The 12,803-nt window shown below is 57.0% G+C and carries 12 protein-coding genes and 1 tRNA gene; 6 read left to right on the top strand and 7 right to left on the bottom strand.

Annotated features, from left to right (window positions below; all coding sequences use genetic code 11):
• Positions 1 to 351: 351 nt before the first annotated feature.
• Positions 352 to 427 (bottom strand) — tRNA-Ile (locus EKL29_RS17635).
• Positions 428 to 624: 197 nt separating this feature from the next.
• Positions 625 to 1,416: an SDR family oxidoreductase gene (locus EKL29_RS17630; RefSeq protein WP_126690332.1), complete on the bottom strand. Its 792-nt coding sequence runs from the start codon at positions 1,414 to 1,416 to the stop codon at positions 625 to 627.
• 132 nt (positions 1,417 to 1,548) lie between these two features.
• Here EKL29_RS17630 and EKL29_RS17625 point away from each other — a divergent pair, with 132 nt between their 5' ends.
• From EKL29_RS17625 to EKL29_RS17615, 3 genes are all read left to right on the top strand, one after another.
• Positions 1,549 to 2,139 (top strand): TetR/AcrR family transcriptional regulator, encoded by a 591-nt coding sequence (locus tag EKL29_RS17625; protein ID WP_126690331.1) that lies wholly within the window; start codon positions 1,549 to 1,551, stop codon positions 2,137 to 2,139.
• The gene (gene mug / locus EKL29_RS17620; RefSeq protein WP_120454822.1) at positions 2,136 to 2,651 is read left to right on the top strand and encodes a G/U mismatch-specific DNA glycosylase; all 516 of its coding nucleotides are present in this window, start codon (positions 2,136 to 2,138) and stop codon (positions 2,649 to 2,651) included. Before EKL29_RS17625 ends, mug begins: the two co-directional genes overlap by 4 nt.
• A 95-nt stretch (positions 2,652 to 2,746) precedes the next feature.
• Positions 2,747 to 3,496, top strand: a complete 750-nt coding sequence (locus EKL29_RS17615; protein ID WP_120454820.1) for a substrate-binding domain-containing protein — start codon at positions 2,747 to 2,749, stop codon at positions 3,494 to 3,496.
• Between the two features lie 54 nt (positions 3,497 to 3,550).
• Here the strand turns inward: EKL29_RS17615 and rpoD are convergent, their stop codons facing one another.
• The 3 genes from rpoD to rpsU all read right to left on the bottom strand — a co-directional run bounded on the left by rpoD (position 3,551) and on the right by rpsU (position 7,923).
• Entirely contained in the window at positions 3,551 to 5,395 is a 1,845-nt protein-coding gene (gene rpoD / locus EKL29_RS17610) for an RNA polymerase sigma factor RpoD (protein ID WP_120454818.1), read from the bottom strand.
• A gap of 448 nt (positions 5,396 to 5,843) precedes the next feature.
• On the bottom strand, positions 5,844 to 7,589 hold the full coding sequence (gene dnaG / locus EKL29_RS17605) for a DNA primase (RefSeq protein ID WP_120454816.1): 1,746 nt from the start codon (positions 7,587 to 7,589) through the stop codon (positions 5,844 to 5,846).
• Between the two features lie 118 nt (positions 7,590 to 7,707).
• Positions 7,708 to 7,923: a 30S ribosomal protein S21 gene (gene rpsU, locus EKL29_RS17600; protein WP_001144069.1), complete on the bottom strand. Its 216-nt coding sequence runs from the start codon at positions 7,921 to 7,923 to the stop codon at positions 7,708 to 7,710.
• 281 nt (positions 7,924 to 8,204) lie between these two features.
• On the opposite strand from rpsU, the gene tsaD reads away from it, so the two are divergent.
• Positions 8,205 to 9,218, top strand: a complete 1,014-nt coding sequence (gene tsaD, locus EKL29_RS17595) for a tRNA (adenosine(37)-N6)-threonylcarbamoyltransferase complex transferase subunit TsaD (RefSeq protein ID WP_120454814.1) — start codon at positions 8,205 to 8,207, stop codon at positions 9,216 to 9,218.
• Positions 9,219 to 9,269: 51 nt separating this feature from the next.
• On the opposite strand, the gene plsY is transcribed toward tsaD, so the two are convergent.
• The gene (gene plsY, locus EKL29_RS17590; RefSeq protein WP_120454812.1) at positions 9,270 to 9,878 is read right to left on the bottom strand and encodes a glycerol-3-phosphate 1-O-acyltransferase PlsY; all 609 of its coding nucleotides are present in this window, start codon (positions 9,876 to 9,878) and stop codon (positions 9,270 to 9,272) included.
• Positions 9,879 to 9,986: 108 nt separating this feature from the next.
• Between plsY and folB the strand changes: the two genes are divergently transcribed.
• Positions 9,987 to 10,346 (top strand): bifunctional dihydroneopterin aldolase/7,8-dihydroneopterin epimerase, encoded by a 360-nt coding sequence (folB, locus tag EKL29_RS17585; protein ID WP_120454810.1) that lies wholly within the window; start codon positions 9,987 to 9,989, stop codon positions 10,344 to 10,346.
• A gap of 194 nt (positions 10,347 to 10,540) precedes the next feature.
• Entirely contained in the window at positions 10,541 to 11,359 is an 819-nt protein-coding gene (gene bacA / locus EKL29_RS17580) for an undecaprenyl-diphosphate phosphatase (RefSeq protein ID WP_126690330.1), read from the top strand.
• 18 nt (positions 11,360 to 11,377) lie between these two features.
• Here the strand turns inward: bacA and EKL29_RS17575 are convergent, their stop codons facing one another.
• Positions 11,378 to 12,610 carry a multifunctional CCA addition/repair protein gene (locus EKL29_RS17575; protein ID WP_120454806.1) on the bottom strand — a complete coding sequence of 411 codons (1,233 nt, stop codon included), beginning with the start codon at positions 12,608 to 12,610 and terminating at the stop codon, positions 11,378 to 11,380.
• Between the last annotated feature and the right edge of the window lie 193 nt (positions 12,611 to 12,803).

The following is a 12,803-nucleotide window of genomic DNA, read 5'->3' as shown; positions in this document are numbered from 1 at the left end:
CGCTTACCGCTCATGGGCACCTCTCTTTAAGCCATCTTAAATGACTCTGAGGTGTCTGTTAAACCCGTGGCGATTCACACATACATTGGTACGTTAGTAATCCATTCATCAGTTGCAGTGCAATTGCCAATGTCCGCTCTTCACTCAAAGCGGACGTTGCACTGCTGAGCAGCTTTATGCCACAGGTGACCTGATCATTACGTAGCTTTAGAGCTGAAACAGCTTAGAGTGACGAGATTGGCTAAAGATGGGGTGGGAGGATTGCTACTTTGATTTACTTCTGACCAGTATCCTATAAGTATCCTGGAAAACCAGCTTAACTGTAGCTTCTGATGTAAGTCATTGATAATTTGGTGGCCCCTGCTGGGTTTGAACCAGCGACCAAGCGATTATGAGTCGCCTGCTCTAACCACTGAGCTAAGGGGCCAGCGGAGCGGGGATTATAATGTATCTGTTTAGAGCGATCCAGCACTCATCCGCCAGATGCTGAAAAATTCTCCAGCGCATGAGTGCTTGATAAAACTAAACATTTCCCGAACATGCGGCCCGTTTTATTCAGCCCCGCATGCGAGCCAGGCAATCAAAGCCGCTGTTACCCACAACCGCACCGGCAAACTGCCATCCTCAACTGCGGTAGCGCGACGCTGGCTGGCTCAGCGATAAAAAGGGTACCATCGCGCCGCGCGCCCGATCGTAATCCTGCCAAAGCGCAATCTCTTCCAGCGCCGGAATGGTCACCGCTTCGCCCGCCTCCAGGCCCGCCAGCGCGGCATCTACCATATCCTCAACTTCCATAATCATCTGCGGCGGGAGTTCATCAATTGACTTGCCGGAGCGGTCAAAGATCTCGGTACGCGTTGCGCCAGGCAATACCGCCTGCACCTGCACGCCGCTGTTCTCCAGTTCGCGCTGCATAGAGCGGGTCAGCGTCAGAACAAAAGATTTGCTGCCGTTATAGGCGCCGTTGAACATCTCATGCATCAGCGAGAGCACCGAGGCGACGTTAATAATCACGCCGCGTCCGCGCGCGCGAAACGCATTGGCCGCCGCATGCGCCAGACGGGTTGGAGCGATAACGTTCAGCATGAGCATGGTGTGAATACGCTCGATGTCGGCATCAATAAACTCGCCGTCTACGCTCATGCCAGCGTTATTGGCCAGCAGCGTAATCGCCGTGTTGCTTTGCAGCTCCTGCTCGACGCGTTGCAGATCCTCCGCCTTGGTCAGATCGGCGCGCAAAATACGCACCTCAGTCTTATGCTGCTGTCGCAGCGTTTGCGCCAGCGTCTCCAGCCTCGCCTGGTCGCGCGCCACCAGTATCAGGTCATAATCGCGCGCCGCCAGACGTCTTGCATAGGTAGCGCCGATACCGCTTGATGCGCCGGTGATTAAAGCAAAACCTTTTGATGCTGACATAGTAAGCCCCTTGCGTATGATGGTTGTCATATTTGTTGTTAATATGACGACCATCATATGTTCCGTCAAGGTAGCATATGATGGTCATAATAATTACTATGAATGGCAGAACGTATCAGCAGGAAAAGAGTGATGGATAAACTAAGCCATAAAGCACGGACGCGGCAGCGTATTCTGGATGAAGCGGCGCGGGTAATGCGGGAATGCGGTACTAAAAGCATCGGCGTAGCGTCCCTGATGAAGCGTGTCGGGCTGACGCACGGCGGCTTCTATGCGCACTTCGACTCGCGCGAGGCGCTGGTGCAGGCGGTAATCGCCGAGATGTTCACTGACTCAACGCAGCGCATGCAGCCGTTGTGGCAACAGTCCGATCCGGCTGAACGGCTGAACACGCTTATCGACTACTACCTGTCAGAAACGCATCGCGACTCGCCCGCGGAAGGCTGTCCCATGCCCGCGCTGGTCAGCGAAGTGGGCCATCTGCCGGACGAGGCGAAAGCCATCTTTACCCAGGGCGTAGCGTCTATGCTGCAGCGGCTGAGTGAACTGCTCGCCGAGCTTGGGCTGCGCGACGCTGAGGCACTGGCCAGCAGCCTGCTGGCAGAAATGGTCGGCGCGCTGGCGCTGGCGCGCGCCTGTCCTGATAAGGCGCTCTCCGCAACAATGCTGGCGCGCAGCCGGCAGGCGCTGAAACGTCGCACCGGGCTGGAGCGTGCAGTATGAGCGAGCACAACATAACTGATATTATCGCGCCCGGTCTCGACGTGCTGTTCTGCGGCATCAACCCAGGCCACTCCACGGCGCATACCGGCTATCACTTCGCCCATCCCGGCAACCGGTTCTGGAAGGTGATCTTTCTTGCTGGCTTTACTCGCCAGCAGCTTAAGCCCGAAGAAGAGCAGCGACTGCTGGAGACCGGCTGCGGCATCACCATGCTGGTCGAGCGTCCCACCGTGCAGGCGAATCAGCTGGCTGCTGAAGAGCTGCGCGACGGCGGCGCGCGTCTGACCGATAAGGTGCTTAACTACCAGCCGCGCGTGCTGGCTATCCTGGGCAAAGACGCTTTCAGGCGCGCCTTTAACCAGCGCAAGGTGGAGTGGGGCTTACAGGGCATCTTCATGGGCAAGACTCAGGTCTGGGTGCTGCCAAATCCCAGCGGGCTTAACCGCGCCTCACTGGATGAGATCGTCGAGGCATACCGGCAACTTCATGATGCGTTACATAAAAGCCTCTAATAAAACGTGAGCAGGCTCGGCTTACCGCTGACTGGCAATTGTTCCCCGGCACCATCCTGGCTAAACCAGGTAGTGGCTTATAAAAGGGGAGTGGAATGAAAAAGTACCTGATTATGCTGATGGCGCTGCTGTTTGCCGCGCCGGGCTGGAGCGAAACCCTGCGCGTGTTCTGTTCCGGCGGGATGTACCCCGTCGTGGAGAGCCTGAAGGCCGATTATGAAAAGCGCAGCGGTAATCAGCTGACGCTGGAGGCCGCGCCATCAATGGGCGACACGCCGCAGGCGATCCCGAATCGCCTGAAGCGGCACGACGACGCCGACGTGCTGGTTATGGTTGATTACGCCATCAAACCGCTGGCGCAGCAGGTGAAAAGCGACACGCATCAGGTGCTGGCGCACTCCTGGATTGCGATGGCGGTGAAGCAGGGCAGGCCGGCGCCCGATATCAGCAGCGTCGCGAAGTTCAAACAGGTGCTGACCGAAGCCTCAACCATCGCTGTCTCAGACAGCGCCAGCGGGCGGTATATCCGCAGCGAAATGCTGAAAAAGCTAAACCTTGGCGAGCAGACGGCGAAAAAGGTGAGGGTGATCCCTGCGACGCCGGTTGGTGAAGCTGTCGCGGAGGGCAAAGCGCCGATCGGTTTTCAGCAGAACAGCGAGTTGAAAGCGGTGAAGGGCATTACCATTGTGGGCCTTATTCCACCTGCGGTGCAGCAGGATACCCTTTACGGGGCGGTTGTAACTGCCTCCAGCAAACAGCCGCAGGCGGCGGGCGACTTTGTGCACTATCTGCAAAGCGATCGGGCGAAAGCGGTAATGCGTGACAAGGGGCTGACGCCGTTTTAAAGGCAATAAAAAACCCCGGCGAGCCGGGGTTTTTAACGATAGAACAATTAGCGATTAGTCGTCCAGGAAGCTACGCAGCACTTCTGAACGGCTCGGGTGGCGCAGCTTACGCAGCGCTTTCGCTTCAATCTGACGAATACGCTCACGCGTTACGTCGAACTGTTTGCCCACCTCTTCCAGCGTATGGTCGGTGTTCATATCGATGCCGAAACGCATACGCAGCACTTTGGCTTCACGCGCGGTCAGGCCCGCCAGCACGTCGTGGGTGGCTGAACGCAGGCTCTCAGAGGTAGCAGAGTCAAGCGGCAGCTCCAGCGTGGTGTCTTCGATAAAGTCGCCCAGATGCGAATCTTCGTCGTCGCCAATCGGCGTCTCCATAGAAATCGGCTCTTTGGCGATCTTCAACACTTTGCGGATCTTGTCTTCCGGCATCAGCATACGCTCGGCCAGCTCTTCCGGCGTCGGCTCGCGGCCCATCTCCTGCAGCATCTGGCGCGAAATACGGTTGAGCTTGTTGATGGTCTCAATCATATGCACCGGAATACGGATGGTACGCGCCTGGTCGGCGATAGAGCGGGTAATTGCCTGACGGATCCACCAGGTGGCATAGGTAGAGAACTTATAACCACGACGGTATTCAAACTTATCAACCGCTTTCATCAGGCCGATGTTGCCTTCCTGAATCAGGTCGAGGAACTGCAGACCGCGGTTGGTGTATTTTTTCGCAATTGAAATCACCAGACGCAGGTTCGCCTCTACCATCTCTTTCTTCGCACGACGCGCTTTCGCTTCGCCGATAGACATACGACGGTTGATATCTTTAACCTGCTCGATGGTCAGGCCAGTCTCTTCTTCGATCTGATGCAGTTTCTGCAGGCAGCGCATCACATCTTCTTCCACTTCTTTCAGCTTCTCTGACCAGGGTTTATTCATGGCCAGCGCGGCTTTGAACCAGCTCTCGCTGGTCTCGTTGCCGGTGAACAGCGTGATGAAGTTTTTCTTCGGCATTTTGCACAGTTCAACGCACAGCTTCATGATGATGCGCTCTTGCGTACGCACGCGCTCCATCATCTCGCGCATGTTGTTGACCAGGTAGTCGAACTGCTTCGGCACCAGGCGGAACTGCTTAAAGACGTCAGAAAGGTTCTGAATCTCTTTTACTGCGTCAGCATGGCTGCGACCTTTGCTCTTGATGACGGTGCGGGTCGTTTCATACTGCGTGCGCAGCTCGACGAATTTCTCGCGCGCCAGTTCCGGATCGATAGAGTTATCGTCATCGGAATTGTCGTCTTCGCTCTCTTCGTCTTCTTCTTCGTCGTCGTCGCGGTCTTCTTCAGACAGCTCTGAGCCGACGTGGGTGGCGGTAGGCGCCAGATCTTCTTCAGCGTTTGGATCTACGAAGCCGGTGATCAGGTCGGAGAGGCGAGACTCGCCCGCTTCGACTTTGTCGTACTGCTCCAGCAGATAGGTAATGGCTTCCGGGTATTCCGCAACCGAACATTGTACCTGGTTGATACCGTCTTCGATGCGCTTGGCGATGTCGATTTCGCCTTCGCGCGTCAGCAGCTCAACGGTACCCATTTCACGCATATACATGCGCACAGGGTCGGTGGTGCGGCCAATTTCAGATTCTACGCTGGATAACACCTGAGCGGCGGCTTCCGCGGCATCTTCGTCAGTATCGGCGCTGTTTTCGTTCAGCATCAGATCGTCGGCGTCAGGGGCTTCTTCCACCACCTGAATACCCATATCGTTAATCATCTGGATGATGTCTTCGATCTGATCGGAGTCGACGATATCTTCCGGCAGATGGTCATTGACCTCAGCATAGGTCAGATAGCCTTGCTCCTTACCACGGGTGACAAGCAGCTTAAGCTGTGACTGCGGGTTTTGCTCCATAAGACGGTATCCACACTTCTGTTAATTAGATTGGTGTCGGTCGGCAGCGAGCCAACTATAACAGTGAAGGCGTTGTGTTATTGCCGCTGCCTTCGTCGCGGCCAGGGCTTTTGCCCATTGTATATCGGCACTTAAGCCGCTTTGAATATGTTCCGGGCCTGGCGTGTTCGCCCTTTTCACCCCCGGCAGTGCTCGCACTCCTCACGTATTTCCGTACGCTCCGGGTGCTGCGCGCTGGCGGTGATAGAAATGACTTCGCCGCCAACGGTCCTGCAATTATTGCGCGCTGCTCGGACCTGGCATATTCGCCCGTTCAGCCCTTACAGGTTTACGTCTCCGGCTTGGCTTATCGCGTCACTAAGCCTCGGCTTGCGGCGCTGCGCCCCAGAAACGAATGGGTCAGACATGCGCCTTTGACTACGCGCAACAGTCTGACCCACTGTAAATTCTACTTTTTCGCCAGCGCCTGGCTTAACGTCCAGAATTCGCGGCGTTCTTCCGCGCTTAAACCCTGAGTACGATCGCGGGCGATCAGCTCTTCCAGACGCTGCTCTAGCGCGGCGTCGTAAATGCTCGCCAGCGAGTCATGGAACACCGCTTCAACTTCCTCATCCACTATCATGTGGTTCCATGTGGCTAAGGTTTCAAGCGTCTGACTAAAATTTGTTCCGCGATATAACTCTAGTAGCTGTCCGGTAGTCAATCCAGGATTCTCGTTGCAACGGCTGACTAATTCAGCAAACAGCGGCAAACCCGCCATTTTTACCTGGTCAAGCCCGTCAAGCGTCGGCACCAGCGTCGCCAGCTGTGGATTTTGCACCAGCAGCGCTACCAGCACGCGCATTGTGGTGCGCTTCAGCGGCGGTGCCGTCGGCGCCGCGCCGCCGGGTGCCAGCTTCGGCATCAGCTTCTCTAACTGGTTATCGTCAAGAATGCCGAGTTTATTACCCAGTTCCTGACGCATATAGATGCGCAAGGTCTCGCCTGGAATCTGGCTGATCAACGGCAGCGCCAGCGTACTCAGGCGCGTTTTACCGTCGCGTGTGCTCAGGTCCACCTGTGGCAACAGCGAGTCGAACAGAAAAGAGGAGAGTGGCATTGCCTGCTCCATACGCGCTTCAAACGCGTCTTTACCCTCTTTACGTACCAGCGTGTCCGGATCTTCGCCGTCAGGCAAAAACATAAAGCGTAGCTGACGTCCGTCATTCATGTAAGGCAATGCGGTTTCCAGCGCGCGCCACGCGGCTTCCCGACCCGCGCGATCGCCGTCGTAACAGCAGATCACGGTATCGGTGCTGCGGAACAGCAGCTGGATATGCTCCGCCGTCGTGGAGGTACCCAGCGACGCTACTGCATAATCAATGCCGAACTGCGCCAGCGCCACCACATCCATATAGCCTTCTACTACAAGCAGGCGAGCAGGCTGCGGATGATTCTTTTGCGCTTCATACAGGCCGTAAAGCTGACGACCCTTGTGAAAAATGGGCGTTTCCGGCGAGTTCAGGTACTTCGGCGTATCGTTGCCCAACACGCGGCCGCCGAAGCCAATCACGCGTCCGCGCTTATCGCGGATGGGAAACATGACGCGCTCGCGGAAGCGGTCGTAGGTGCGGCCCTTGTCGTTGGAGACCAGCATGCCGGCTTCCATCAGGGATTCGCGATCGTCCTTATTGCTGCCGAAACGTTTTAACACGTTATCCCAGCCCGCCGGCGCGAAGCCGATGGCGAAATGCTCGATGACCTCGGCGCTTAAGCCGCGGTTGCTGAGATAGTCGCGCGCCGCTCGGGCGTGAGACTGCGTCAGGCTTTGCTGATAAAAACCGTTGAGGTTCTCCATCAGCTGATACAGGCTCTGGCGCTGATGGCGTTCCATCTGGCTCGGTCCGCTGCCCGCTTCATAGGGCACTTCCAGACCGTGCTGCGTCGCCAGCTCTTCGATGCTCTCGACAAATTCCAGTCGATCGTAATTCATCAAAAAGTCGATGGCGTTGCCGTGCGCGCCGCAGCCAAAGCAGTGATAAAACTGCTTCTCGCCGTTTACGGTGAAAGAGGGGGTTTTCTCATTGTGGAAAGGACAACACGCGTGGAAGTTCTTACCCTGCTTTTTCAGCTTAACGCGGGCATCGATCAGATCCACGATATCCGTGCGGGCAAGCAGATCATTGATAAAAACGCGTGGGATTCTTCCAGCCATAAGCCCCAGATTTTCAGCTCATAAACGGCAACAAGCCGCGCTTCCTTTCGGAAAGCACGGCCTCTTACGTGACTCTGTCTGCGTTTAACACGCGGTGGAGGCGAACCTCCGGAAGAACTTAGTACAGACGAGTGCGGCGTGCGTTTTCGCGAGCCAGTTTTTTGGCGTGACGCTTAACTGCTGACGCTTTAGCGCGCTTACGTTCTGTGGTCGGTTTTTCATAGAACTCACGACGACGAACTTCAGCCAGAACGCCTGCTTTCTCGCAGGAACGCTTGAAGCGACGCAGTGCTACGTCGAATGGCTCGTTTTCACGTACTTTAATTACCGGCATGTAACTCTCACCTCGATAAAATTCGGTTTTTGCTGCTGACTGCGGCGCCAGCACTTTTCAAAATGGTGCAGCATTTTACTCCAACGCGAGTCGGTTTGTAAAGCACCATGGACAATTAAGAACCAACAGGAGCGTTTGCCGATGCGGCTGCCGGTTTTTTTCAAGGGTGCGGAGTATAGCGCACTCTTTGCGCGCCACGGAATCACTTTTTACAGCGAAAGCGTCGACGAACGAAGGCGTTGCTATGCTACACTGCGCGCCGCAAGTAAGAGGTAAGCGCTATGCGAATTCTGGGTATTGAAACATCCTGCGATGAAACCGGCATCGCAATCTATGATGACGAAGCGGGTCTGCTCGCCAATCAGCTTTACAGCCAAGTGAAACTGCACGCCGATTATGGCGGCGTGGTGCCGGAACTGGCGTCGCGCGATCACGTGCGCAAAACCGTGCCGCTGATTCAGGCGGCGCTGAAACAGGCGAACCTGCAGCCGCAGCAGATCGACGCCGTCGCCTATACGGCGGGGCCGGGTCTGGTGGGCGCGCTGCTGGTCGGCGCCACCATCGGACGCGCGCTGGCCTTTGCATGGAAGGTGCCTGCGGTGCCAGTACATCATATGGAAGGCCATCTGCTGGCGCCGATGCTGGAAGAGAACCCGCCGCAGTTTCCGTTCGTGGCGCTGCTGGTGTCCGGCGGCCATACCCAGCTGATTAGCGTAACCGGCATCGGCGAATATGCGCTGCTGGGCGAGTCCATCGACGACGCCGCAGGCGAAGCTTTTGATAAAACCGCCAAGCTGCTGGGGCTGGACTATCCCGGCGGCCCGATGCTGTCGAAAATGGCGCAGCAGGGCGTTGCGGGACGCTTTACCTTTCCGCGTCCGATGACCGATCGTCCCGGGCTGGACTTCAGCTTCTCCGGTCTGAAGACCTTTGCCGCCAACACCATTCGCGAAAATGCGGACGACGCGCAAACCCATGCCGACATCGCGCGCGCGTTCGAGGATGCGGTGGTCGATACCCTGATGATCAAGTGCAAACGCGCGCTGGAGCAAACCGGCTTTAAGCGGCTGGTGATCGCGGGGGGCGTCAGTGCCAACCGCACGCTGCGCGATCGTATGGCGCAGATGATGCAGGCGCGCGGCGGCGAAGTTTTCTATGCGCGTCCGGAATTCTGCACCGACAACGGCGCGATGATCGCCTATGCGGGCATGGTACGGCTGAAAGGCGGCACGCGTGGCGGGCTGGGAGTCAGCGTACGGCCTCGCTGGCCGCTGGCGGAGCTGCCCGCTATCTGATGTAAAAATGGGGTTTTCTAATCCCTGACAGAGCCGACAGCCTCGGCTCTGTTATTCCTCTTTGCGCGCTTTTTTGCGCTTCCAGATTTTACTCTCCTGACCGCGCCATAAACGCTGAATATTGTCGTGATGACGCAGCAAAATCAGGCATGACAGCATCGACACCGGAAAGGTGAACTGCGGCTTAAACCACCAGACGTAGAAGGGCGCAATCAGCGCGCTGACAATCGCGCCTAGCGACGAGTAGCCGCTCAGCAGCACCGTCAGCAGCCAGGTGCCGGTCATCAGCCCGGTCAAATCCCAGCCGATCGGCGCGATGGCGCCCAGCGCGGTCGCGACGCCTTTGCCGCCGCGAAAGCGGAAAAACACCGGATAGATATGGCCAAGACAGGCCGCAATAGCGGTAAGGCCAAGATAAAGCGGGGCGAGATGCAGCAGATACGCCAGCCAGACCGGCACCATGCCTTTGAGGATATCGAAAACCAAAACGCAGGCCGCTGCGGCTTTGCCGCCGATGCGCAATACGTTGGTCGCGCCAGGATTACCTGAACCCTGAGTGCGCGGATCGGGCAGTCCGGCGATTTTGCAGACCAGAATGGCGCTCGAAATCGAACCGCAAAGATACGCGAAAAAAATCATACCAGGCGCGATAGCACTCATATTACCGTACCGTTTCCTTTAGGGTCGTTTTGTCTTCGTTAACCGTGGATAATACGCATTATACGCCGGAAGTGGTATCCGGCTTAGCCAAAAACAGAGACTGTCATCATGGATATCGTTTTTATCGAACAACTCACGGTGTTCACCACCATTGGCGTTTACGACTGGGAACAGGGCATTCAGCAGAAGCTGGTGCTCGATGTCGAAATGGCGTGGGACAACCGCCAGGCGGCGCGCAGCGACGATGTGAACCACTGTTTAAGCTATGCCGACGTCTCTGAGGCGATCCTGACGCACCTCAGCGGTACGCGCTTCGCGCTGGTAGAGCGCGTAGCGGAGGAAATCGCGGATCTGCTGATGACGCGTTTCGGTACGCCAGGCGTGCGTATCAGGGTTGCCAAACCGGGCGCGGTTGCGCAGGCAAATCAGGTCGGCGTGCGCATCGAGCGCGGGACTATTCCTAAATGAATACGTTGTGATTGCCATCACAGTGAAACCAAACCAAATTATTGTCTGCCATACGCTGTGCCGGTGCGTTGTGAAACGCAAAGGGCACCGAAAGCCTTAAGGTTTCCCTCAGGCTGGCGATGGCAGAATTTCAGGCGGAAGCAAAATCGCGACCGCCTTTTTAATGGGTTTGAAACGGACATAAGGAAAATTTGATGGCAGATATTCATCAGCTTTGGGTAGCTGCAATCCTGGGCGTCGTGGAGGGGCTAACGGAATTCCTGCCTGTCTCTTCCACGGGGCACATGATTATTGTCGGCCACCTGCTGGGCTTTGAGGGCGATAAAGCAGAAACCTTCGAAGTGGTGATCCAGCTTGGATCCATACTCGCCGTGGTGGTGATGTTCTGGCGTCGTCTCTTTGGATTAATCGGTATTCATTTTGGCGAAGTAAAGCATGAAGGCGTGGGCCGCGGGCATCTGACGCTGATCCATATCCTGCTGGGAATGGTTCCGGCGGTCGTCATCGGGCTGGTGCTGCACGACCAGATCAAAACGCTGTTCAACCCGATTAACGTCACCTACGCGCTGGTGGTCGGCGGCCTGCTGCTGCTGGCGGCGGAATACCTGAAGCCGAAACAGCCAAAAGCGGTGGGGATTGACGATATTACCTATCGCCAGGCCTTTATGATCGGCTGCTTCCAGTGCCTTGCGCTCTGGCCGGGCTTCTCTCGCTCCGGCGCCACCATTTCCGGCGGCATGCTGATGGGCGTTAGTCGTTACGCAGCGTCAGAGTTCTCTTTTATTCTCGCTGTGCCGATGATGATGGGTGCTACCGGCCTCGATCTCTATAAAAGCATCGGCTTCCTGACGATGAGCGATTTTCCGATGTTCGCCGTCGGTTTTGTGACCGCGTTTATCGTGGCGCTGATTGCGATTAAGGCTTTCCTTGAGCTGATTAAACGCATTTCGTTCGTCTCTTTCGCCATCTACCGCTTTATCGTAGCGGCAGCCGTCTACGCTATCTTTATGTAATGCCTGCGCGGCCAGCCATCAGGCTGGCCGCATCTCTGCAATTCCTTGCGCCACGGCGGCAATACGGCGTCGCGTCAGCTCTTCTCTTACCTTAGCGCCTTTGAAACCCGCCTCGATGACCGCTTTGGTCGGCACCGATTGCGCCAGCGCGAACGCCTGACGCAGATAATCGCCCTGCGGATAGGCCATGCTCTCGAGTCCGGCGCGGCCGCGCGCGTCCGCTTCGCTGGTCAGCGCTATTTGCTCTACCCGATGGGGTTTGCGCCAGGCGTCGATACGATCGAACAGCGCCACTAAGGCCTCGGCGGACTGACGTTCAATGGTATGCACGACGTCGTGGTATTCCGTGACAATCAGCGCCAGATCGCGAATAGCGTTCGGCACGCGCAGACGCTGACAGAGCGCCTCAACCAGCGGCACGCCTGCCGCGCCGTGCCCGTGATGGCTCGGCCACTTCTCTGGCGGCGTCAGCGCTTTGCCGACGTCGTGGAACAGCGTAGCGAAACGCACATCGACCTCATCCGACAGCGACGCCGCCAGCGTCAGCGTCATCAACGTATGCACGCCAGTGTCGATCTCCGGATGCCACTTCGCCGGCGCGGGAATGCCGAACAGCCTGTCGAGCTCCGGGAACAGCACTTCAAGCGCGCCGCAGTCGCGCAGCACCTGAAAATAGACCTGCGGATTGCGCGAGGTCAGCGCTTTCTCCGTCTCTTTCCAGACGCGCTCGGCGGTGAGATGGCCCAGCTCGCCGCTCTCCGCCATCTGACGCATCAGCGCCTGCGTCTCTTCGGCGATACGGAAATTAAGATGCGCGAAACGCGCGGCGAAGCGCGCCACGCGCAGTACGCGCAGCGGATCTTCATTAAAGGCGTCGGAAACGTGGCGCAGCAGGCGCGCCTGCAGATCGCGCTGTCCATGAAAGGGATCGATCAGCTCGCCGCTCTCCGTCTGCGCAATGGCGTTGATAGTCAGATCGCGGCGCTGCAGATCCTGCTCCAGCGTCACGTCGGGCGCAGCCCAGGTGACAAACCCCGTATAGCCATTGCCGCTTTTCCGTTCGGTGCGCGCCAGCGCGTATTCTTCGCGGCTTTTCGGATGGAGAAATACCGGGAAATCACGGCCGACCTGCTGAAAACCCTGCGCCAGCATCGCTTCAGGCGTCGCGCCGACTACCACCCAGTCCCGGTCCTTGACCGGCAGTTTTAACAGCGCATCGCGAACGGCGCCGCCTACTAAATAGGTCTTCACTCAACAACTCCAGAGGTAATAAATAAGGCGCGCCGCAGGGCAAATTCGCCGCTGAACATTCAGCACGCTTGTTGCTCTATTGTTGCACACAATGGCCAGATTGCAGGCATGACAGAAAGGACATCAAAGGATGCCCTTAAAATAGTGGCCTTACAGCGGGCCTTGTCACCCGCGCCGGCCCGGTCGCTGATGA

Source organism: Pantoea sp. YU22, from assembly GCF_003970755.1.
GTDB lineage: Bacteria > Pseudomonadota > Gammaproteobacteria > Enterobacterales > Enterobacteriaceae > Pantoea > Pantoea piersonii.
The sequence above is the reverse complement of the archived record's forward strand: the minus strand, read 5'-3'. Positions and strand labels throughout refer to the sequence as shown.